We start from the raw sequence: 20,385 nt of genomic DNA, 5'->3' as shown, positions 1-20,385 counted from the left end.
CGGATCAACATCGACATGGAGAACTCGAGCACAGACCTCGCAGCCGCCGTACGCGAGGCCGTGGGGCGAGTCAGCGATCCCGAATTGCGCCGCCCCCTTGCCGACCTCGGCATGATCAAGAGCGTCGAGGTCAAAGGCGGTGTCGCCGTCGTCGGCATCACCCTGACCATCTCGACGTGCCCCTCCGCCGACCGTATCAAGCGGGACGTGCGCGCGGCGGCCCACGCGGTCGTCGGCGTCGAAGAGGTGCGCATCGACGTCGGGGTGATGACCGCGGAAGAGCGCGCGGCGCTCACCGCGAAGCTGCGCGAGGGACGCAGCCGGGCGAGCATGCCGTTCACCGCGGACTCGCTCACCCGCGTTATCGCAGTCTCCAGCGGCAAAGGCGGGGTCGGAAAGTCCACCGTGACGGCCAACCTCGCCGCAGCGATGGCTGCGCGCGGGCTGCGGGTGGGGCTCATCGACGCCGACGTGCACGGGTTCTCGATCCCCGGGCTCCTGGGACTCTTCGACGACGAGGGAAAGGTCACCAGGCCCACCCGCATTGACAACCTTGTGTTGCCGCCTATCGCGCACGACGTCAGGGCGGTATCGATCGGCATGTTCCTGCCGGAGGGCGCCGAGGACACAGCGGTGTCCTGGCGCGGGCCAATGCTGCACCGCACGCTCGAGCAGTTCCTCACCGATGTCTACTTCGGTGACCTCGACGTGCTGCTCCTCGACTTGCCGCCGGGCACCGGCGACATTGCGATTTCGGTGGGGCAGATCCTGCCGCACGCAGAAGTCATCGTTGTGACGACGCCGCAGCCGGCCGCCTCGGGCGTCGCGGTGCGCAGCGGCATCCTGGCCCGCGAATTAAACCAGCGTGTCATTGGGGTCGTCGAAACCATGTCTCCGATGCAGCTCGCCGACGGCACCGCCTTCGAACCGTTCGGCGCCGGCGGCGGGGCCGCGGTCGCAGCCAGGCTCTCCGCGTCCGGCGCAGAGGTGCCGCTCCTCGCCTCGATCCCCTTCAGCACCGGGCTGCGCGCGGGAGGCGATTCCGGGGTGCCCGTGGTCGTCGCCGATCCCGAAGACCCTGCGGCCCGAGCCTTCGGCAAGCTCGCCGAAAAGTTGGCTGTACGCCCCCGCGGACTGTCAGGACGCAGGCTTCCGGTCTCGCTCGCATCTGCTTGCTAAACGTCCCGTCATCCCGTCTCCCAGAGGCGGTACGCGAGTTCCTGCTGAGTATTCTGCGGCCGTCTCCACCGACTGGAGGTCGAGACGGTCCGGGGCGTGGGCGACGTTCCTGCCCGCAAGTCGCCCGGAGACCATCGCCCACCCGATATGCAGGCCGTGGTTGAGGAGCTGGAGACCTCCCTGGCCTGTGGAACCGGCGGCCCACAGCCCCGGTATTGCCTCGCCGTCGGCCTGCGTCACGCGCAACTGTGTGTCAACGGCGAGGCCGCCGTCGGCAAGGGTGATGTAGGCGTTCATCGGGCCCAGGGCGCAGAACGGTCCCTCGCTGACGCCGTCGCCGAGGTGCTGCCGGCCAAACCTGCTGTCCTTTCCGTTGGCAACCTCGGCGTTCCATTCATCGACGGTGGATTTCAGAACGGAGGTGGCGACGCCGATGCTCGCGGCGAGCTCCTCGATGGTTTCAGCCCGGTGGTAGACGTCGGGGCGGAATCGCTTGTAGTCGTCGACGTAGGCGTAGGCTACGCCGGGGAAGGTCGAAACGGGATGGGGCCACGCGGAAAACTTCTTCGCCACGCGTTCATCGAAGATCATGAAGGCAGTGTTCTTCTCATCAGCGGCTGCGGCGCGCGCCATGAGTTTGTCGGAATCCTCGTTGGCTATTCGTTTCCCGGAATGCCCTATCAAGATGGCACCAGCCTGATACATCGTGTTGTTCGGGCCCACCCAACTGGTCAGGGCGCCACGGATGACGTAAGCGAGCAGCTTCTTCGGCAGCCGTTCGACAACGAGGCGCATGGCCTTGGACAACAGCGGGTGCGAGGGCAGGATCTTGATCGGGTCTGGTCGTGTTGAGGGGGCGAACCGCAGTCCCTCGTAGAGCCGGTCCATCTGGATCATGACTCCGCCTGCGTCGGTGCCCAGCTTGAACCCGTCTCCGGTGTTGTTGGGGTTTACAGGGGGAATCTTGGCGGCGGCTTCTCCGACGAACTCGGCTTTCATCTCGGTGGAGGCGGAGTAGTCTCCGGTGGCCAGGATGACGCCGCGGCGGCCGAAGAAGTCGGTGCCGTTCGCCCGGGCTCCGATGATCTCGCCCGCCGCGTTCCGCAGGAGCTTGTCCACGCGCATGGATGTGCGCACCTCGACGCCGCGCTTCTTGCATTCCCGCAGCAGTGCCGAGGCGTAGGCGGAGGAGTTCGGCAGGACGTTGTGCATCCGCGGCTTCTCGTAGGGCGGCTCCGGCGTCGGGCCGAGGAACTGCACCCCGATACTGGACAGCCATTCCACGGTGGTTCCGGCGTTCTCGGCCAGGATCCTGCGCAACTCCTTGTTTTCGCGGTCCTCGAATTGGCCGTTGGCGACCTTCATGTCCGCGACGAACAGCTCGATGCTGTCGTTGACGCCGGCGCGGTACTGGTAGGAAGTGTTCGCCGCCGTGAATGACCCGACCGACATTGCGGTGCTGCCGCCGACCTTGGGGCATTTTTCGAGCAGGATCACAGTGGCTCCGCTGGTCGCTGCGGAGATGGCCGCGCTCAATCCCGAGCCGCCGCCGCCGATGACGAGGACATCTGCGGTTGTGGTCATGCTGTCTCTCCGTGTGTCGTTGATTGTGCTGCGTTGATCAGTGCCGGACAGCGCCTCAGCTGAACGGCGGCAGCCTGTTGGGATGCGGTTCGCCCTGCCCAGCGTCCGGTGATGTATCCCGGTGCAAGGCCTCCGGCGTAGCCGTAGTTGGACAGCCCTCCGATGTCGGCTCCGGCTGCGTAGAGGCCGGGGATCGGCCGGCCGTCGTAGTCAAGGGCCTCGCCGTCGGTGTTGGTGCGAACTCCCCCGAAAGTGAAGGTGATGGATGGCTGGACCATCAGGGCATAGAACGGTCCTTGTTGCGGGGCGCGGGCCGTGGCGGAGACTTTGATGCCGCGGGCGATTCCGCCGCCGGAGGCCACCGCATCGGCGTAGGCGTGCAGCGTAAGGCCCAGGGCTGTGCGGTCGATTCCCCAGGCCGCGACTTGGTCCAGCAGTTCGGAAAGGGTGTCGGCCACCGCGTAGGTGCCACCGGCGTCGACGGCTGTGGCGAACCGGTCGGTGGCTCCGAGGCCTGGGAAAGGTTCTTCGGTCGCCTTGGTGCTGCGCACGTGTTCGTCGAAAATCAGCACGCCGCGGGCTTGTGGTTGGAAGGTGACGGCCTGGTTGAGCAGTTCGTCGCCTTCTGTCTCGTCCGTGAACCGCTCTCCAATCAGGTTGACCAGGACGGTGGAACCGGAATAGTACTGCGAGTACGGCAGGTAGTCCTCCGGCTGGAACCGGTCAACGGGATAGGGAAGGAGGTGCCCGTAGAAGGTGCTCATCGCCGTCGTGCCCCCGGCTCCGGCAGAGCGAGCCAGCCGCAGGCCGTCGCCGACGCTGCCGGGATTGGATCGAAGCATTAGTCGGTCGGCGTTGGGACCGATGTGGCGTGTGAGCTCATCGCGGGCGCCTTGGAAGCCGCCGGTAGCAAGAATGACCGCTTTAGCTTCGTAGCGCACCAAGCGATCCCCGTCCTCACGGGCAACCACTCCGGTGACCCTGCCGCCGTCGTAAAGCATCTCGATCACCGGCGCATTGGTGCGGACCTGGCCTCCGGCCGAAACCACTTCCTCCCGACACCAAGCAAGGATTGCGTGAATATCCGTCGAGTAGCCGATGCCGAAGGTCATGATGTCCTGTTTGGGCTCATCGGCCACTCTCACGCCCGAGGCACGCAGCTCGGCGAGCGCATCCCGGTAGTCTCCGACCACGCGCGTCCCCAGCTCCAGGTTTCCCAGGGGAATGCGGGCTCGATAGGCCTCGACGGTGGGCGCGGTCCAAAACATTCCTGCCGATAGGGCCGCAGACCCGCCGAAGCTCTCCGATTTCTCCAGCATCGCCACTTTCGCCCCGGTCCGGGCCGCGGTCATGGCCGCGGATGATCCGCTGACCCCGGACCCGACGACGACGACGTCCACCTTGCGCGTCTCGTCGACGCTTTCGTGATGTGCCATTGACATACTCCTCTCTTTCGTTCTCATGCGGCGCCGACACCGACGCCAAGCCTTGCGGCCGCGTGCCCGGCCGCGATGCGGCCGAAGACGGCGCCCTTGCCCAGGGACGTGCCCGTCATGTAGGCCGCGCCGTGGAAGCCGCCGGTGACTTCTCCGATGGCGTACAGACCGTCAATGACTTCGCCGTCGACGTCGCGGACCTGCCCGCGGTCGGTGATAGTCACGCCGCAGTAGGTGGTGGTCATGAGGGACTTCGCCGGGTAGGCGTAGAACGGCGCCTGGTCGATGGTTAGCAGTTCACCGACCCCGTTACACAGGCTGCTCCGCCCGACCTCGTCCGCTTGCTCACCGGCAATTGCGGCGTTGTATTGGCGGATCGTCTCGGCAAGGGTTCCGGGGTCGATGCCGGCGATTTCCGCCAGTTCCTTGAGAGTCTCGGCCTTGTACACGTGTCCGATGTCCTCAAGGGTATCGATGTCCTTCAGCGGGATGCCCTGGTGTGACTTCGCCCGTACTTTCGCATCGAAGATTTCGAAGCCAAGTCCCTCGGGCTGGTCGAGGACCACCCGGCCGAGTGTCTTGTAGTCCTGCGATTCGTCGACGAAGCGCCGGCCGTGTTTGTTCACGACGACGGCCCCCATGTAATAAGCCGTCAGCAGTTCATGGAACTCCTCCCCGGTGTCCGGGTGGGAACCGTACGTCCCGCTGACGAATGCCATGTCCGCCATGCCGGCCCCGAGCTTCCAAGCCATCCGCAGCCCGTCCCCGGTATTGCCCTTCCCCCCGTAAGGGATGGCGCTCAGTTGCTCCGGCGCAAAGGTCTTCAGTAGCTCTGTTCCTCGGCTGAATCCGCCGGTGGCCAGGATGACACCGCCGGCGGCGGTGAACTGTTCCTGGGACTGTTCTGACTGCGTGATCACTCCCGTGACGCGCCCCGAATCGTCCTGTACTAGCCGCACTGCCCGGTGGTTCAGAAGGGTCTGTCCTCCGGCGGCCGTTAAGTCGCGATGGAGAGAAGCCAGGACTTCTTTGATCATCGAGTTGTGGCTGCGACGTGCCGACTGCCCGGAGCTGATCTCCACTTCGCGGAACTCCACGCCGTGTTGCTTAAGCCACCGGTAGGTCTCCTGCTGGTAAGTGAGGTAGGCCTGTAGCAGGGATCGGTCGTTGTGGTACTGGCCGACCTCGAGCATGTCCTGCAGGAATAGTTCGGTAGAGTCCTCGATCCCCTCCGCTTCTTGCTCCTCGGTGCCGGTGAACGCGAACCAACCGCCGCTCATCGCCGAAGACCCGCCGAGGCTTGCTGTTTTTTCCAGCATGACCACTTTCAGTCCCGCCTCGGCAGCTGAGGTTGCGGCCGTCTGCCCGGCGATGCCGGAGCCGACGACAATCAGATCGTATGTATGTTCGGGCATGGTGGTAGTGCACGCTCGCTTTCAGATGTATTTCGGAAGAGTTGAACGGTGACCGCGCTTGGGGCGGCGTGTCAGCAGGTGAGCCAGCCGCCGTTGATGTCGAGACTGATGCCGGTGATGTAGCTGGCCTGGTCGCTGATGAGGAATGCGACGGCGTCGGCGATCTCTTCGGGCCTCGCGAAGCGCTTCATCGGCACTTGGCCGATGAGCCTCTCATCCACGGGCACGTCGCCCATCATCGGAGTCTGGACGAAGCCCGGGGCGATTCCGTTGACGCGGATGCGCCGGCTGGCCAGCTCGTGCGAGAGGCTGGCTGTCAGGTTTTGCAGTGCCGCCTTCGACGCTCCGTAGGCCGCAGTGCTGGGCAGGAACGGACCGAAGTCGGCATCGGCCGGACCGCCGGTGCCCAGCTTGGCCGTAATCGAGAGCAGGTTCACGATGCTTGCGCTGCCGTCGGTAGGCATGTAGCGGAAAGCTTCTCGGATGAGAAAGAATGGGGCGGTGACGTTGACCGCCATCACCTGGTTCCATTCCTCATCGCCGAGCTCGAAGAACGGGATCTTCCGGCCGTTGCGTTTCGGGGAAATGCCGACGGCGTTGACCAGGACACCGATGGGCGCCGTCTCGGCGGCGAGGGCTGCCAGTTCACGGTTGACTGCGCTGTTGGTCAGGTCGCCCGCGAAACCGCGGTGAGTCGCGCCGTCGATCTCGGGAAGGCCGGCCGCCGCCTGATCGGCAGCGTCCTGATTGATGTCGGCGACGACGACGGCGTAGCCCTCGGCCGCGAGACGGCGGCTAATCGTCCGGCCGATACCGCCTGCCCCGCCGGTAACAATTGCCGTCCGGGTGAGGGTGCTGCGTTCCGGGACTTCCCGGTCAGTGGATTCGGCGATCGTGAGGTCCATGGCCCGCACCTCAGTTCCTGATGAACGCCGTGTTGGCGTCATCGACGTTGGCCGGGGCCTGGACGTCCGGATCATCGGTTTCGACTGCCGGTACATTGCGACCGAATCGGTGCGACTTTCCTTCGAGCGTGCTGCCGTCACCCATCAGTCGCATGTTGATCAGCGCGGCAACGATGGTGACCACCCAGAAAATCGTGATCGAGAGGGTGTTGCCGTTGCTAATGGTCATCAGCCACGAGGCGAGGAAGGGAGCAGGTGCCGCGAAGATAAGGTTTGATCCCGTCAGGGCGAGTGCGGATCCGGTGTAGCGCATGTGGGTCGGGAAGGCTTCGGCGAAGAGCGCTCCCTGACCGGCATTGCCGAACTGCGCCGAGACGAGGGCGAAGGCGACCACGGCAAGTGTCAGTGGGAAGCTGCCGGTATTTGCGACCGGGAAGAAAATGAGGGCCGCAAGCAGGGTGCCGGCCGAGCCGATCATGAGGATCTTGCGACGACCGTAGACATCGGACAGCCGGCCACCCCACCAGATCGCGATCACGGACAGGAAATTGGAGATCATGATGATGGTAAACGTCTGGCTTTGGGTGAATCCGTGGCTGGTCAGGTAACTGATGCCGAAGACGGAAACGATATAGAACGTGATGACGATCGGGGCGAAAGCCAGGATCAGCCGCAGAATGGTCACGCCCTGCGTCTTCATCACAATCGCCGGGGTGCTCTGCTCAGTCGCAAGCTCCTTCACGCCCTCCTTGAACACCGGAGTCTCTTCAACCTTGAGACGGATATAGATACCCACTGCCACGAGGACGATACTCAGCAGGAACGGCACACGCCAGCCCCAAGAGAGGAAGGCCTCCCCGCTCAGCACTCCGGAGAGGACTGCAAGCATGAGATTGGCCAATACCTGGCTGATGGGCGAGCCCATCGCCATGAGGGCTCCATAGAACGAGCGCCGGTCTCCTGGAGCATGCTCCATCGTCATGAGTTGAGCCCCTGTGGCCTCACCGCCCAGCGCAACGCCCTGAATGAAACGCATGAGGACCAGCGCCAACGGGGCGATGAATCCGATGGAGGAGTAGGGCGGCAAAAGCCCGATGATCATTGACGCCATACCCATGAGGACGAAAGTGGTCAGCAGGATCTTTCGGCGTCCGAACCGGTCTCCCAGATGACCGAAGACGATGCCTCCAAGCGGACGGGCGAAGAAGCCGACCCCGAAGGCCGCGAACGAGGCCAGCAAACCGATGCCGGGGTCCAGCTTGTTGAAGAACACGGCGGGAAAGACGGTTGCTGACATCGCTCCGTAGATGGCGAAGTCGAACCATTCGAGTGCCGAGCCGAAGGTTCCGCTGACGACGGCCCTTTTGGCCTGGGCTGAAGCCGGCATGCGGGTCCGCGACGGATGTTTCACGTAGGGGGTGGGGGTGGGCTGACTCATCAAGACTCCTTTGTCGGGTGAGCGGATTGTTGGAGGTGCCAGGCGTGGCGCTCGGCCGAGGGCTCTTGGTTCTGCGCCTTGTGCACCTGGAAGTGATGTAACCGTAGCCCCGCTATTGTCTGTGACGCAATAGATGTTAGAGTAATTGCGTGATACGCAATGAAGACTCTTCTCGGGTGGAAGCCGTCCATAGGGCCTTGGTCCTGCTGAAGCTGATGGCCGAAAGCGGCTCCCTCAGCGTCACGGAGGCCGCAAAGGAACTTGACGTCAACCCGTCGACGGCGCAACGACTGCTCGCCACCCTGGTCGGAGACGGCTTCGCACGGCAGGGAAAACAGAAGCGCTATTCACCCGGCCCGGAGTTCCTGCGGCCCGGAATGATGCAACCGGTTCCGCCGCTCCGCCTCCGCGCCCGGCCCTACCTGGAGCGCCTCTCTGAACGCGTCGGCGAGACGGTCCACCTTGCGACACTCGTCGGCACCGAAATCCACCATCTCGACGGCATCGAAGCCACCACACACGCCTTGCGCTTCGGCCTAAGGACCGGCGTCGTACTTCCAGCCCATGTCACCTCAGCAGGCAAGGCAATGCTCGCCGAACTGACTCCGCAGGAGGTCGACGCCCGATACAAGATCGCAGCGCCGAACTCCGGTAGACGCGACGCGAGAATCGATCTGGCTCGAATTCACGCGGATCTGGAGAAGACCCGCCGGGTAGGCGTGGGTACGAACTACGAGGAAAGCGAAAACGGCGTCGCTGCCGTCGCCGTCTCACTGGGAGTGATCGACGGCGAACACGCCGCATTCAGCGTTGCCCTGCCAAGTGCGCGGTTCACCCGAGAGGACGCCAAACGCCTTGCCAGTTGCCTTATCCAAACAGCCAAGGAATTCAAGGAACACGAAATCACCGCACAGGTTTCATGACCGGTCCGCTCTCTCCGCGCTGTAGTGCTGGACTATGAATCCGGACTGTTCAAACGCGGTGGCCCTCAGGTCTATTCTGGGCGCCGTGGAGAGCCCCGACGGCCGCGCACCGCTGGACCGCCAGGCGCGCAGGGAGGGGGCGCGCAGGCATGTCCACCGGAAGATCCGGCTGCGGCTTCGGATTTATGCGCTTGTCTTCTCAGTGCTCTTGGTTGTCGTGATCGTTGAGCTCTTCATTGCCTCACGGACGGCCATCCTCCCCGCTGCCGTTTCCTTGGCCGGCGGAATCGTCGTCGGGCTTGTGGCGAGCCGCATGTTTCGGCTCCAGTGGGACAGCGCCGCCAAGAACGTCGTTGGCAAACTGGACGTTCTTGGCGTCGTCATCCTGGTGGCGTACATTGCGTTCAGTATCTTCCGCAGCCGCTTGGTGGGATTGTGGGTCCCGGCGGACATCGTCGGGGTCTGCAGTCTGGCCGTGGTGGACGGACTCATGCTCGGCCAAGTGATGGGAACGGTCGGGGGCCTCAGGGAACTCTACAAACGACTAGCACTACAGTCGCGTTTGTAGGGTGTATTTCCAAGGCCCGGTTGTATCTCAGCCCCGGCGGGGTGTCAGTGGCTGGTTGCCGCGGGTTCCATTGCGTGACTGTCGCTGCGCCCTGAGGAGTCCGGCGTGGTCTTTGCTGCCGTGGGGATGGCCAGGCAGAGCGCCGCGGCGCCCAGGGCAACGCCGCATCCGATGAACAGGCCTGTCCGGAAACCGTCCGGGGTGGCGATGGCATGAGCACCGAACGGGGCGGACATCTGGGCCAGGACGACGCCTATGATGGCGGCGGAGAGGGAAAGGCCGATTGAGCGCATCAGTGAGTTGAAGCTGTTTGCGGAGCCGGTCTCCGTGCTTGGGACGCTGCTCATGATCAGGGCCGGCATGGCCCCATAGGCGAAGCCGACGCCGATGCCGGCGACTGCCGTCGCGACGAGCAGGCCCCAGACGGTCCCCATCATCAGGGCCGCGCCGGCATAGCCGGCGCCCATGATGATAGCGCCGACGATGAGGGTGGTCTTCGGTCCGCGGGCGGCGGTGAGCCGCGCCCCAACCGGCGAGATGAGCATCATCGCTATGCCGGAGGGGGCCATCCATAGGCCCATCTGCAGCATCGATTGGCCTAGGCCGTATCCGGTCTGCGTGGGGAGCTGGAGGATCTGCGGGATGATCAGCGACTGGGAATAGAGGGCGAAGCCCACCAGGATGGACGCAGCATTGGTCAGCAGCACGGGGCGGCTGGCGGTGACGCGCAGGTCGACCAGGGCGTCGCGGGTGCGTAGCTCCCACACTCCCCAGAGGAGGAAGAGTACGACGGCGCCGGCGAACAGGCCGAGCACGGTGAGGCTGCCCCAGCCCCAGTCCGCGCCCTTGGACACGGCCAGGAGGAGGCAGACCAGGGCTGCGCCGAGGCCGTGTGCCCCAAGAACGTCGAATTTTCCGGCTCGTTCCGGTGCCGCGGCGGCCGGGATGACCTTCCAGACCAGCACCATGCCCAATGCGGCCACGACTGCCACGGCCCAGAACAGGGTGCGCCAGTTGGTGTACTGGGCTACGGCGGCCGCGATGGGCAGGCCCAGCGCACCCCCGATGCCCATCGAGGAACTCATCAGGGCAATCGCACCGTGCAGTCGCTGCGGAGGAAGCAGGTCTTTGAGCAGGCTGATGCCCAGTGGAACTAGGCCTGTGGCGAGGCCCTGCAGGCCGCGTCCAATGATCATCGGAACCACGGAGACGGCCACGGCGCAAAGGATGGATCCGAGGATCAGCGGTATTAGCGAGATGAGGATCATCCGGCGCTTGCCGAACATGTCACCGAGCTTCCCGGCTACGGGGGTGCTGACCACACCGGCCAGGAGTGTCACGGTGATGACCCAGGAAGTGTTCGACGCCGTCGTGTCAAAAATCTTCGGCAGTTCCGCGATAAGGGGGACCACGAGGGTTTGCGTGAGCGAGGCCACGATGCCCGAGAATGCCAGCACGGCCACCAATGGGCCGGTTCTGGTGGCGGAGAGGGGGAGCTCATAGGAATCTCCTGGATATGGAGGGATGGAAGGGTTTCTAATGTGTATGATACATAGACTATGTATCATACACAACGGGTATGCAGGTTCGCTCGTGCTATATCTGAGGGGGCTGTCCGTAACAGGCGGCGGGAGGAAGGGAAATCCATGGATCAGCAAGCCGCGCGGGCTGTCGAATTCGAGTCCATGCTGCTGGGCCGCCACCTGGGCCTGCTCTCTCGGCGCAGCGGTGGCCAGCTGGACCGCAGCGCCTACACCCTGCTCAACCGCATCAGGATCGAGGGGTCGATGAGCATAGGCGAACTCAGCGATGCCCTTGGGTTGGACGCCTCAACCCTGAACCGCCAGACCGCGGCCATGATGCGGGCCGGGTTGGCCGAACGCATTGCCGACCCGGATGGAGGCATTGCCCGCAAGTTCCGCATCACGCCTCAGGGCGAACGCCTCCTGGACGAGGAACGTGAGGCTAACGTGAAGGCCCTTTCCCGGGTACTGCAGGACTGGACCAGCCAGGATGTTGCGGAATTCGCCCTGGCCCTCAAACGCTTCAACGGCGATATCGAACGGCTGGACGGCCACCCCTGGCCGAGGCCCCAGTAGCTGGCTGAGGCCAACAACCGAGGAGAACTCAGAGTTATGGCACTTGCATCGGATACGGCAGCAGATCTCGTCTACCGGATCTTGGACCTTCAGCGCGTGGTGAAGTGCGCAGCCGCTGCAAGCGTGCGCGGGAACGTCGCCGGCGTTGCGGTACACGGCGTTCTCAAGTTCGTCGGGGAGGGGGAATCGCGCGCCACCCAGCTGGCCGAGCGGCTGGGTGTCAGCGCGCCGGTTCTCAGTCGCCACATCGCGGACCTTGAAGAGCAGGGTTACGTCATCCGGCGGCAGGATCCTGACGACGGCCGGGCCCAGTTGCTTGCCCTCACCGACTCAGGCGCGGAGAAGCTGGGGCAGATCGAAGCGCGGCGCACCGCCACTTTGCAGGAGTATCTCCAGGACTGGAGCCAGGAAGACGCCGAAGCTACAGCGAAGACTCTAAAGAAACTCGCTGAATCGCTGAAGGATTCAGCCCGGGCAAAGTCGGCCGGACCCCGCGTTCCATCCCGCTGAGTGGGACTGGGTCGAGAGGGCCCGGGGGACGGGTGCATAGACTCACGCTGCATCGACCCTTACCTAGGGGACCACAAAAAGGAGCACACACTATGACACCGACGTCATTTTCAGGCCCTCGCATCGCCCACGTAGGTGCCATCTCGCTTGGCACCCCCCAATCTTGAGACCTCTCTTCACTTGAAGCACCACTCGCTCGTGCTGTTCGCGAGCGATGCTCCCATCGTGGACTCCTACAGCTTCCGCGTAGCGCGTCCCGAGGACGTTGAGCTGTTCTCCCAGCAGCTCAGTGCACAGGATATCGAGGTGATCGAACTGCCGCACGGTCACCAGTCCGGCCGCGGCACCGCCATCCGCTTCCTGGTTCCTCAATCGGAGCATCCGTTCGAGTTGTACTACGACATCGACACACCGCAGGCTCCCGAGGAGATCCGATCCAAGCTGCCAAGCAACAGCTCGAGGAGGCGCGGACTCGGAGTGCGGCGAATCGACCACTTCAACGTGCAGGCGGCTCCCCAGCACGTTGGCGCCGCCGAGCAGTGGCTGCGGGACCAGCTGACTTCAAGCGACGCGAATTCGTGCACATTCCCGAGGTCGGTGCACTGGTCGCCTCCGGCCCTCCGTCACGCCGCAGGTGCACGACCTCGCTATCGCGATGAGCACTGAGGAGAAGAACGCCGACGCCCACTGCGTCTACGTGACCGACTCCGCAGGCGTATCGACAATGGCGGGCGTTAGCGGGCGCATTCGCGCCTATCCCGACGTGCCCGATGCCGGCACACAGGTCGGCATCCACGCCCACCAGAACCTCTCGCTCGCCGTCGCAAACTCAGTCGTCGCCGTCGAAGAGGGTGCCTACCGGGTGGACGCTTCGCTCGCGGGGCACGGTGCCGGTAGCGGGAACACGCCGATCGAGGCCTTCGTCGGGGCGGCCGACCGGCTCGGCTAGGGGCCGGATGCTCGGTGTTCGAGCTGCAGGACGCGGCCGATGACTTTGTGCTGCCGATGCAGGACCGGCCGGTGCAGGTGGACCGCGAGACGCTCACCCTGGGTTACGCCGGGGCGTACTCAAGTTTTCTCCGGCACGCCGAGGACGCGTCGAGGACCTACGGCCCCGATGCCCGCGAACTCCTCACCGTGGCGGGGGAGCGGGGGCTCGTCGGGGCCCAGGAGGACATGCTTGTCGACATCGCGCTGGATATCGTCAGCCGGTAGGCGGGGACGAAGAAACGGCCGGGCGTTGGGGCCCGGCCGTTTCGTGTCTCGAAGACCCGTGTAGGACGACGTTGGTCTCAGCCGGGAATCTAGGCGTGTCTCGTGTCTCCTACACTGCTGCCGAGCGATCGCTCGACGGTGCAAGGACTATCCCGTCCTCCAGCAAATCCTTGACCTCCAGGCTCGAGAGCCCAAGCTCCCGGGTGAGGATGCTGATGGTGTCTGCGCCGAGAGCCGGCGGGTAGGCCGGTTCGACGTCGATCGTGTCGACAAAGCGGATTGGTGTTGCGACGTTTTCGAACGAGGTCGCGCCTTTCCTCAGGGTGAGGAGTGAACCGTCACCGGCCTCGCGGGCGTCCTCGAGCGCCTCGAGGACGTTCTTCACTGGAGCGACGGGCACCGATGCATCTGCGAGGAGCTTGACCCATTCGTCGGCGGGCCTTTCGGCGAGACGGGCCTCGAGGATTTCCCAGAGGGCCTCTTTGTTCCGCAGCCGGCTCGCGGCGTCGATGAAGCGTTCGTCGCTGACCAGTTCGCCGAGGCCGAGCGTCTGGCACATGCCCTCCCACATCCGGGGGGTGTTGGCCGTGACGACGAACTCGCGGCCGTCGCCTCCCCGGAATGAGCGATAGGTGGCGATGGAGTCGTGGCCTGCTCCCTGCGGCTCGGGTGCGGTGTTGTTAACCGAGGTGTACAGGGCTTGGTAGGACAGCATCGCCAGCTGGCCCCGCAGCATCGAGACATCGATAATGCGGCCGCGACCGGTCTCGTCCCGCGCCCGGAGGGCGGCCAGGATGCCGATCACGGAGTACAGCCCCGCGACGACGTCACCGGCGGGGATGCCCAGCCGCGCGGCGGGGGCGTTCGGGTGGCCGGTGAGGCTCATAACCCCGCTGAGGGCCTGCACCACCATGTCGTAGGCCGGGCGGTCGCGAAGGGGGCCCTCCTGTCCGAACCCGCTGATGGACGCCCAGATGAGCGAGGGCTGGGCCTCGAGAATGGTCGAGGGTTCCAGTCCGAGCCGGGTGGTGACGCCGGGCCGGAAGTTCTCGATGACGACGTCGGCGCCCGCGATCAGGCGCTTCATGACCTCAAGGCCCCGCGGAGCCTTGAGGTCGATCGCGACGCTGCGTTTGTTGCGGTTGTTCGCCAGGTAGTAGGCGCTGACGTCGTCGATCTCGGGGCCGGCGATGGCGCGGCTTGAGTCACCCGCGAGCGATTCGACCTTGATGACGTCCGCGCCGAGGTCCCCGAGGAGCTGCGTTGCCGAAGGGCCGGAAAGGAAGGTGGTGAGGTCGATGACCCGGATCCCCTCCAGTGGCGGACGCTCGATGGTGGTCATGCCGCCTCGAAGATATGAATGGTGCAGGCGCCATGATCGAGGCCAGCGGTGCCGCCACCGGTGACGTGGGTCATCGCCCAGCGCGCTTTGTCGATCTGCCGTGCGCCCGCTTGGTCAGTGAGCTGCCAGAACGCCTCGGCGACCTGCGCGACGCCGCTTGCGCCGACCGGGTGGCCCTTCGAGAGCAGGCCCCCGCTGGGGTTCACCACAACATCACCGCCGAACGTCGTCTTGCCGTCGCGAATAAGGTCCACGCCGTGCCCGGGCTCGGCGAGCCCGAAGGCCTCGTAGTAAATGAGTTCGGCGATCGAGAACGCATCGTGCAGCTCGATCATGTCGAGATCCTTTGGCCCGACGCCGGCCATCGCATAGGCGTCGCGGGCCGAATCGTAGGAGATCTCGGGCTTGATCATGTCGCGGAAGCCCTCGGCGACATGACCGGAGTGCAGCACAGAGGCGGCCACGCGGATGCCTGGCTTGGAGTCGAGGCGCTTGCGTGCGCGCTCTGAGGCGAGCACGACGACGGCGGCACCGTCACCTGTGGGGCAGCACATGGGCAGGGTCAGCGGGTCGGCGACGCGGCGCGCGTTGAGCACCTCCTCGACGGTCGTCTCCTTGCGGAATTGCGCGAACGGATTCAGTGCGCCGTGCTTGCGGGCCTTGACGCTGACCAGTGCGAGGTCCTCGGGCGTCGCGTCGGTCTCGTGAAGGTAGCGGGTGGCTCGCATGGCATAGACCGCGGGCATGATGATGCCCTGCTTGACCTCGCGGTCCTCTGGAGAGAGGGGCAGCGTGCCGCCGCCGAACTGGGTCAGCTTCTCGACGCCGATCACGACGGCGATATCGATCAGGCCCTGCGAGATGGCCTGCCACGCCTCGTGTATCGCCGTGGCACCGCTTGAGCAGGCGTTGTCGACGTTGACCGTGGGGACAGTGCCGAGCCCGATCTCTTTGCAGATGCGCTGCCCGGTCATCATGCCACCGTAGGAGTGGCCGACATAAACGGCGTCGACGTCCGACTTTTCAATTCCAGCATCGCGGATCGCATCGATGAGCGGGGAGACGGCGAGGCCGACATACGAGGAGGTGCGGTGCTTCCCGAACGGGATCATCGCCGCCGAAATCACAAATACATTCTCACTCATGTTAATCCTCTCGCTTTTCGCCGGCCGCCGGCGTGAAGAACCAGTCGTCGTCGTCGATACCAAGCTCGACCCGCATGTCGGGGCGCAGTGGCACGTCACCCTCGCGGATGTCGGCCAGGGTGCGTACGCCGTTGTCCAGGTCGACATAGCCAAGCGGGCGGATGCCCGCGGTGCCGACGTGTATGCGGGTGAAGGAGTAGAGCACGCCGGTGCTCGGCAGCGCAACGCGGCTTACGTCGCGGCTGATGCAGGAACTGCAGACCACGCGGCTGCCGATCATCGTGCAGCCACATGTGTTGCACTGGCTGCCGACCAGGCGCTGTCCTTCGGGGAACGTGCCGATCAGGCTGTCGGCCTCCATGTCTGCAATGGGCTGTGAGGCTGGGGCCTCGGTAGTCGTTGTCATTGCACACCTTCCTTGTTGGCTGCGGCCGCCAGTGCGATGGCCCGGGTGGGGCAAACGTTGATGGCCATCTGGATCTTGTCTTCAGGGTCGCCGTGCTCGTTGGTGACGATAGCGATGCTGAGATCGTCGAGATCGAAGGTGCCCGGCGCATAGAACGTGCACTGCCCCGAGCCCATGCACCGGTCCCGGTCGATGGTGAGGTTTTCAGACATCATGCCTCCTTCGGCGTGTACTCGAGGAAGAGCTTGTTGTGGCCGCGGAACTTGTAGCTACGGATCAGGTCCCACTCGCGGGCGTCCTTCGGGCCGTGGTGCTCTTCGCTGATCCACATGCGCTCGGTGCGTTCGAGGAAGCGCTGGATCGAGAAGACCGCTTCGGCGCGCGCGAGCGGGGCACCCGGGCAGGTGTGGATGCCGCGGCCGAAGGCGAGGTGCTGCCTGGCGTTCGCACGTTCGATGTCGAACTCGGCCGGATTGTCGAAGAGCCGGGGATCGCGGCCCGAGGCTCCGTGCAGGAGCATGACGACGGTGCCTGGGGAGAGGTCGTGTCCGCCGATGCTGGTGGCGACTTTGGTGAGCCGGAAGGATCCCTTGATGGGTGCTTCGATGCGGAGCGTTTCCTCGATGAACTTTGGAATCAGCGAGGGTTCACGGCGCAGCAGGCCCTGCAGGTCCTGGTCCTCGGCGATACGCTGCAGGGCGATGCCCATCAGCTGCACCGTGGTCTCCTGGCCGGCGGCAAACATGTTGGACGCGATACGGGCGACCTCAAGTGGCTCGGGAAGGGAGCCGTCGGGGAAGGTGGCCAGCGCCATGCCGGTGATCACGTCCTCCTTCGGATCATTGCGGCGTTCTTCGATCTTCGCGACGAAGTAGTCGTAGAGCTTTTCAATGCTGCTGTGATGGCTGGCCTGGAGCTCGAGGTTGCCGAGCACGGGACCCGGAGCCGAGGCGAGTAACTCAAGCAGCATTGGGTGGTCCTCCTCGGGCACGCCGAGCAGGTCGGCCACCGCGAGGATGGTGTAGCCCTTGGCATAGTCCCAGATGAAGTCGCAGTTGCCCCGCGGGATGATCCCGTCAAGGAAGCGGTCCGCGGTGCGTTTGAGGAAGTCCTCGTTCTCTTTTAGGCGCTTCGGTGTGATGAGACCCATCAGGAGCGTGCGGTGGTCGGTGTGAACCGGCGGATCGAAGGTGACAATCTGGTCGTTGTTCGGGAAGTACTCACGGTACTTCTCGAGGAGCTCGCTCAGGTCGTCGCCGACGAGTTCGACGGGCAGGTCGAGAACCGGCCCGCCCGTGCGGTTGAGCGAGGAGTAAACCTCAGGCTGGTGGTACACCTGCAGAGCTTCTTCGTATCCCGTGACGATTACGACACCGTACTTTGGCTCACGCCACACCGGATGGTTGGCGAGCATGTAGTCGAAGTAAGGCTCTGCCGTCTTCGCTGTCTCCGGATCGGTGAAGAAGTCAATCTTGGTGGGATCGATGTCGACGGTGGTCATCTGAGTCCCTTTCCCTTGAGTCTGAGTCCGCCCTTGCCTCGATGTCCGCGCGCCGTTGCCTCGGGACTCTTCGAGATCAATCAAGAACTCATGATGTTTTGTTGTATGGAACGCCTGTACTGTTAGACGCACTCCCAGCATGGGCTCCGGACGGGCTAGTGTCAAGCCCGCTTCTGTCGGACGTCCGCAATTAAGGGTGAGCGCTACCTGTTGACGCCGCACGGGGCGCCGTGCAACGTTTAATCGCAGTTCACTGTAGGGCATGACTGTTCCGTTGTAGAGGTCAGATGCTGGGGTCGGTTTTCCCGGATACACGCACGACGAAGGAGTCGGACTAGCCCCTGTGCGATTGGCACAAGTCAGTTTCAAGCTAGATGGCCCGGGCCCAACCCCGGGAGAAATGGAATCAGAGATGTCAGACGAAATCGGACCCGACCCCCTCGCCCCGTGGGTGCGGGAAATTGCAAGCAAGCACGACGCCGGCCGCCACGTCGAGGGCGTGCAGTGCCGTGGCTCCGTGGCGCTCATTGACGAGGTAGCCCGGCTCCGCGGGGTCGGAGGGGTGAAGTTAGGCAAGGCCATCTCTCTTGAAAAGGAGATCGAGACCCGCCCCGATCGTCTTGCTGGCAGCCGGAAAGCTGCCGATGAAGAGAAGGAACAGTGGCGAAAGCTGGGTCTGTCAGAAATGCCTAGCGGCCACGGAGGAGTTGAACTTGAGGTGCAGATCGGCATTCATGGCCGCTCTGCTCACGGAGGCGATGTCATCAAGTACGACGCGCACGGCGTGCATAACACCCATCTGGACGGTCTTGCTCACATCGGCGCGGACGCCACCTGGCACGGCCCCATCCCCGCCCGGAATACCGAGACCGATGAAGACACGATGGTCAACTGGGCACAGCACGGCATTGCGACGCGCGGCGTGCTGCTCGACATCCCCGCCGTGCGCGGCGTCGAGTGGGTCACAGCAGAGGAACCCGTCACGGCCGCGGAGCTCGACGCCGCCCTCACGGCGACGGGGGTGTCCCTTGAGCTTGGTGACGCGCTGATCATCTACCAAGGCCGCGACAGGTACGAGGCTGCCGGGAACATCTACCCGAGCGGTGCCGCCACAGTGAAGCGCCCCGGCATCGGTGAGGACGGCGCAAAATGGATCGCCTCCAAGGATCCGGGCCTTGTGCTCTGGGACTTCCATGATGCCCGGAACACTCCGACAGGATCGCTGGAGGTACACAGCCTCATTTGGGCAATCGGCCTATGCCTCGTCGACAACTGCCTCCTGGGCCCCGCCGCGGCCGCGCTGAAGGAAGCAGGCACCTCCACTGGCCTGCTCGTCGCCGCGCCCACCGCCATTCACCGCTCCACGGGCGTTCTCATCAACCCGCTCCTCCTCTACTAGGAGGCATGAAAGCGGCCGGTCCCGGATGTCTTCGCCCGGGATCGGCGCTTTCGCTGGCTCCGCAACCCATCAAGCTGCGAGTGCCATTGACACGCTGGGCATCGCGGATGACACCAATTCTGCTGTAGAGGTCGGATGTTTCTACAGCGAACCAGCTTCAGGTCGGTGATGATGTGGCCACTGACATATTTCGCAGAGATCGTATGAGTCCCGGCCACGGCGGAAAGTGTCGTTCGGGCCAGGGGACACCAAGCCGCCATGTCGCCTCGCGGCAGGCCCTCGACGGAGAGAGTGACTAGAGATGACGGCGTTATCGCAAGAGACCGGCGTACGGCGAGTTAACGGGAGCCGGATGCCGGCCAGGGCCTGGCGTTCGATCGGCGCGTTCACGCAGACGCGAATTGCCCGCCTGATCGCGGTGGTCTTCCTTGTCACCTTTGCAACGACTCTTATGCTGTCACTGGTCCCGGGTGACTTGGCGGTGCTCATCGCGGGAGAGGGGGCGCCTCCGGAGGCGGTCGCCGGGATAAACGAAATGTACGGATTCAACGATCCGCTCATCGTCCGTTACTGGCACTGGATCACCGGTCTGTTCCGGGGCGATCTCGGATCCTCGTACATCAACCGGCAGGCTGTTCTCGGGCTCATCGCCGAGCGTGCTCCGGTGACCTTGCAGCTTGCGCTGTCGGCGATCGTCGTCGCGCTCCTGGTGTCGATTCCCCTTGCCCTGATCGCTGCCTATCGGGCCGGGAGGATACTGGACCGGACGCTGGATGTCGTCACTAGCATCTTCATCGCCGTTCCGAACTTCCTTGCGTGCATCGGCCTGGTGTACGTCTTCTCGGTGGAGTTGGGCGTCCTCCCCGTCTCGGGATGGACGTCATTCAGCGACGATCCCCTCGGGAACCTCAGCCATGCCATGCTGCCGACACTCGCTCTCTCGCTGCCCGTGATCGCGGTGTTCCAGCGCGTGCTGCGTGCCGACGTCATCGCAACGTTGCAGCAGGACTTCATCGCACTGGCCCGAGCCAAGGGGCTGCCCACCCACACGATTCTCATCCGTCACGCGTTCAGACCGTCGGCGTTCTCGTTGCTGACTGTTGCGGGCCTGCGACTGGCTGAACTCATTGGTGGCACCGTCATCGTCGAGACGGTCTTCGCCATCCCAGGTATCGGCAGTCTGCTCGTGACATCGATTCTGAACAAGGACCTGATCACGGTCCAGGCACTGGTGGCCCTGATCGCACTCTTCTACCTACTGGTCAATCTGGCAGTCGATCTGACCTACCGGCATCTTGACCCACGATTGGGAAAGTGACA

General features: G+C 64.2%; 21 protein-coding genes. 10 read left to right on the top strand and 11 right to left on the bottom strand.

What is annotated here, in order from left to right; all coding sequences use genetic code 11:
- The first annotated feature begins 15 nt into the window (after window positions 1–15).
- Entirely contained in the window at window positions 16–1,179 is a 1,164-nt protein-coding gene (locus OW521_RS00500) for a P-loop NTPase (RefSeq protein ID WP_268022017.1), read from the top strand.
- On the opposite strand, the gene OW521_RS00495 is transcribed toward OW521_RS00500, so the two are convergent.
- From OW521_RS00495 to OW521_RS00475, 5 genes are all read right to left on the bottom strand, one after another.
- Window positions 1,138–2,763 (bottom strand): FAD-dependent oxidoreductase, encoded by a 1,626-nt coding sequence (locus tag OW521_RS00495; protein WP_268022014.1) that lies wholly within the window; start codon window positions 2,761–2,763, stop codon window positions 1,138–1,140. The two genes, OW521_RS00500 and OW521_RS00495, sit on opposite strands and share 42 nt — an antisense overlap.
- Entirely contained in the window at window positions 2,760–4,199 is a 1,440-nt protein-coding gene (locus OW521_RS00490) for an FAD-dependent oxidoreductase (protein ID WP_268022012.1), read from the bottom strand. Before OW521_RS00490 ends, OW521_RS00495 begins: the two co-directional genes overlap by 4 nt.
- Before the next feature lie 23 nt (window positions 4,200–4,222).
- Entirely contained in the window at window positions 4,223–5,614 is a 1,392-nt protein-coding gene (locus tag OW521_RS00485; protein WP_268022010.1) for an FAD-dependent oxidoreductase, read from the bottom strand.
- Between the two features lie 71 nt (window positions 5,615–5,685).
- Window positions 5,686–6,519: an SDR family NAD(P)-dependent oxidoreductase gene (locus tag OW521_RS00480; RefSeq protein ID WP_268022008.1), complete on the bottom strand. Its 834-nt coding sequence runs from the start codon at window positions 6,517–6,519 to the stop codon at window positions 5,686–5,688.
- A gap of 10 nt (window positions 6,520–6,529) precedes the next feature.
- Complete coding sequence (locus tag OW521_RS00475) at window positions 6,530–7,957, bottom strand: MFS transporter (protein WP_268022006.1); 1,428 nt, start codon at window positions 7,955–7,957, stop codon at window positions 6,530–6,532.
- A 149-nt stretch (window positions 7,958–8,106) separates the two neighbouring features.
- On the opposite strand from OW521_RS00475, the gene OW521_RS00470 reads away from it, so the two are divergent.
- Window positions 8,107–8,880, top strand: coding sequence for an IclR family transcriptional regulator (locus OW521_RS00470; RefSeq protein WP_268022004.1), 774 nt, complete (start codon window positions 8,107–8,109; stop codon window positions 8,878–8,880).
- A gap of 34 nt (window positions 8,881–8,914) precedes the next feature.
- Window positions 8,915–9,448 (top strand): hypothetical protein, encoded by a 534-nt coding sequence (locus tag OW521_RS00465; protein WP_268022003.1) that lies wholly within the window; start codon window positions 8,915–8,917, stop codon window positions 9,446–9,448.
- Window positions 9,449–9,492: 44 nt separating this feature from the next.
- Here the strand turns inward: OW521_RS00465 and OW521_RS00460 are convergent, their stop codons facing one another.
- Complete coding sequence (locus tag OW521_RS00460) at window positions 9,493–10,905, bottom strand: MFS transporter (RefSeq protein ID WP_268022002.1); 1,413 nt, start codon at window positions 10,903–10,905, stop codon at window positions 9,493–9,495.
- 189 nt (window positions 10,906–11,094) lie between these two features.
- Between OW521_RS00460 and OW521_RS00455 the strand changes: the two genes are divergently transcribed.
- The 5 genes from OW521_RS00455 to OW521_RS00435 all read left to right on the top strand — a co-directional run bounded on the left by OW521_RS00455 (window position 11,095) and on the right by OW521_RS00435 (window position 13,272).
- Window positions 11,095–11,547, top strand: coding sequence for a MarR family winged helix-turn-helix transcriptional regulator (locus OW521_RS00455; RefSeq protein WP_268022001.1), 453 nt, complete (start codon window positions 11,095–11,097; stop codon window positions 11,545–11,547).
- Window positions 11,548–11,583: 36 nt separating this feature from the next.
- Window positions 11,584–12,057, top strand: coding sequence for a MarR family winged helix-turn-helix transcriptional regulator (locus tag OW521_RS00450; protein ID WP_268022000.1), 474 nt, complete (start codon window positions 11,584–11,586; stop codon window positions 12,055–12,057).
- Window positions 12,058–12,204: 147 nt separating this feature from the next.
- Entirely contained in the window at window positions 12,205–12,723 is a 519-nt protein-coding gene (locus tag OW521_RS00445) for a hypothetical protein (RefSeq protein WP_268021999.1), read from the top strand.
- The gene (locus OW521_RS00440) at window positions 12,713–13,006 is read left to right on the top strand and encodes a hypothetical protein (protein WP_268021998.1); all 294 of its coding nucleotides are present in this window, start codon (window positions 12,713–12,715) and stop codon (window positions 13,004–13,006) included. Before OW521_RS00445 ends, OW521_RS00440 begins: the two co-directional genes overlap by 11 nt.
- 14 nt (window positions 13,007–13,020) lie before the next feature.
- A complete protein-coding gene (locus tag OW521_RS00435; protein ID WP_268021997.1) occupies window positions 13,021–13,272 on the top strand; it encodes a hypothetical protein in 252 nt (83 codons plus the stop codon).
- A gap of 109 nt (window positions 13,273–13,381) precedes the next feature.
- On the opposite strand, the gene OW521_RS00430 is transcribed toward OW521_RS00435, so the two are convergent.
- From OW521_RS00430 to OW521_RS00410, 5 genes are read right to left on the bottom strand one after another with little or no spacing between them, the layout of a single operon-like run.
- On the bottom strand, window positions 13,382–14,614 hold the full coding sequence (locus OW521_RS00430; protein WP_268021996.1) for a CaiB/BaiF CoA transferase family protein: 1,233 nt from the start codon (window positions 14,612–14,614) through the stop codon (window positions 13,382–13,384).
- The gene (locus OW521_RS00425; protein WP_268021995.1) at window positions 14,611–15,759 is read right to left on the bottom strand and encodes a thiolase family protein; all 1,149 of its coding nucleotides are present in this window, start codon (window positions 15,757–15,759) and stop codon (window positions 14,611–14,613) included. Before OW521_RS00425 ends, OW521_RS00430 begins: the two co-directional genes overlap by 4 nt.
- 1 nt (window position 15,760) lies before the next feature.
- The gene (locus OW521_RS00420; protein ID WP_268021994.1) at window positions 15,761–16,165 is read right to left on the bottom strand and encodes a Zn-ribbon domain-containing OB-fold protein; all 405 of its coding nucleotides are present in this window, start codon (window positions 16,163–16,165) and stop codon (window positions 15,761–15,763) included.
- Entirely contained in the window at window positions 16,162–16,380 is a 219-nt protein-coding gene (locus OW521_RS00415) for a ferredoxin (protein WP_268021993.1), read from the bottom strand. The genes OW521_RS00420 and OW521_RS00415 overlap by 4 nt, the downstream gene beginning before the upstream one ends.
- Window positions 16,377–17,666: a cytochrome P450 gene (locus tag OW521_RS00410; protein WP_268021992.1), complete on the bottom strand. Its 1,290-nt coding sequence runs from the start codon at window positions 17,664–17,666 to the stop codon at window positions 16,377–16,379. The genes OW521_RS00415 and OW521_RS00410 overlap by 4 nt, the downstream gene beginning before the upstream one ends.
- 412 nt (window positions 17,667–18,078) lie before the next feature.
- Between OW521_RS00410 and OW521_RS00405 the strand changes: the two genes are divergently transcribed.
- Both OW521_RS00405 and OW521_RS00400 read left to right on the top strand, forming a co-directional pair.
- Complete coding sequence (locus OW521_RS00405) at window positions 18,079–19,065, top strand: cyclase family protein (RefSeq protein ID WP_268021991.1); 987 nt, start codon at window positions 18,079–18,081, stop codon at window positions 19,063–19,065.
- 352 nt (window positions 19,066–19,417) lie between these two features.
- Complete coding sequence (locus OW521_RS00400; protein WP_268021990.1) at window positions 19,418–20,383, top strand: ABC transporter permease; 966 nt, start codon at window positions 19,418–19,420, stop codon at window positions 20,381–20,383.
- Window positions 20,384–20,385 lie beyond the last annotated feature (2 nt).

Origin of the sequence: Arthrobacter sp. MMS18-M83 (assembly GCF_026683955.1) — a bacterium.
In the GTDB taxonomy this organism is placed as follows: domain Bacteria; phylum Actinomycetota; class Actinomycetes; order Actinomycetales; family Micrococcaceae; genus Arthrobacter.
Note: the sequence above shows the minus strand (reverse complement) of the source record. Positions and strands in the feature narration are given on the sequence as shown.

Bases quoted from the DNA above. Each gene is read 5' to 3' on its own strand.
- OW521_RS00500 (WP_268022017.1), top strand. From the start codon at position 16: ATGGAGAACTCGAGCACAGACCTCGCAGCCGCCGTACGCGAGGCCGTG.
- OW521_RS00495 (WP_268022014.1), bottom strand. From the start codon at position 2,763: ATGACCACAACCGCAGATGTCCTCGTCATCGGCGGCGGCGGCTCGGGA.
- OW521_RS00490 (WP_268022012.1), bottom strand. From the start codon at position 4,199: ATGGCACATCACGAAAGCGTCGACGAGACGCGCAAGGTGGACGTCGTC.
- OW521_RS00485 (WP_268022010.1), bottom strand. From the start codon at position 5,614: ATGCCCGAACATACATACGATCTGATTGTCGTCGGCTCCGGCATCGCC.
- OW521_RS00480 (WP_268022008.1), bottom strand. From the start codon at position 6,519: ATGGACCTCACGATCGCCGAATCCACTGACCGGGAAGTCCCGGAACGC.
- OW521_RS00475 (WP_268022006.1), bottom strand. From the start codon at position 7,957: ATGAGTCAGCCCACCCCCACCCCCTACGTGAAACATCCGTCGCGGACC.
- OW521_RS00465 (WP_268022003.1), top strand. From the start codon at position 8,915: ATGAATCCGGACTGTTCAAACGCGGTGGCCCTCAGGTCTATTCTGGGC.
- OW521_RS00455 (WP_268022001.1), top strand. From the start codon at position 11,095: ATGGATCAGCAAGCCGCGCGGGCTGTCGAATTCGAGTCCATGCTGCTG.
- OW521_RS00450 (WP_268022000.1), top strand. From the start codon at position 11,584: ATGGCACTTGCATCGGATACGGCAGCAGATCTCGTCTACCGGATCTTG.
- OW521_RS00440 (WP_268021998.1), top strand. From the start codon at position 12,713: ATGAGCACTGAGGAGAAGAACGCCGACGCCCACTGCGTCTACGTGACC.
- OW521_RS00430 (WP_268021996.1), bottom strand. From the start codon at position 14,614: ATGACCACCATCGAGCGTCCGCCACTGGAGGGGATCCGGGTCATCGAC.
- OW521_RS00425 (WP_268021995.1), bottom strand. From the start codon at position 15,759: ATGAGTGAGAATGTATTTGTGATTTCGGCGGCGATGATCCCGTTCGGG.
- OW521_RS00420 (WP_268021994.1), bottom strand. From the start codon at position 16,165: ATGACAACGACTACCGAGGCCCCAGCCTCACAGCCCATTGCAGACATG.
- OW521_RS00415 (WP_268021993.1), bottom strand. From the start codon at position 16,380: ATGATGTCTGAAAACCTCACCATCGACCGGGACCGGTGCATGGGCTCG.
- OW521_RS00410 (WP_268021992.1), bottom strand. From the start codon at position 17,666: ATGACCACCGTCGACATCGATCCCACCAAGATTGACTTCTTCACCGAT.
- OW521_RS00405 (WP_268021991.1), top strand. From the start codon at position 18,079: ATGTCAGACGAAATCGGACCCGACCCCCTCGCCCCGTGGGTGCGGGAA.
- OW521_RS00400 (WP_268021990.1), top strand. From the start codon at position 19,418: ATGCCGGCCAGGGCCTGGCGTTCGATCGGCGCGTTCACGCAGACGCGA.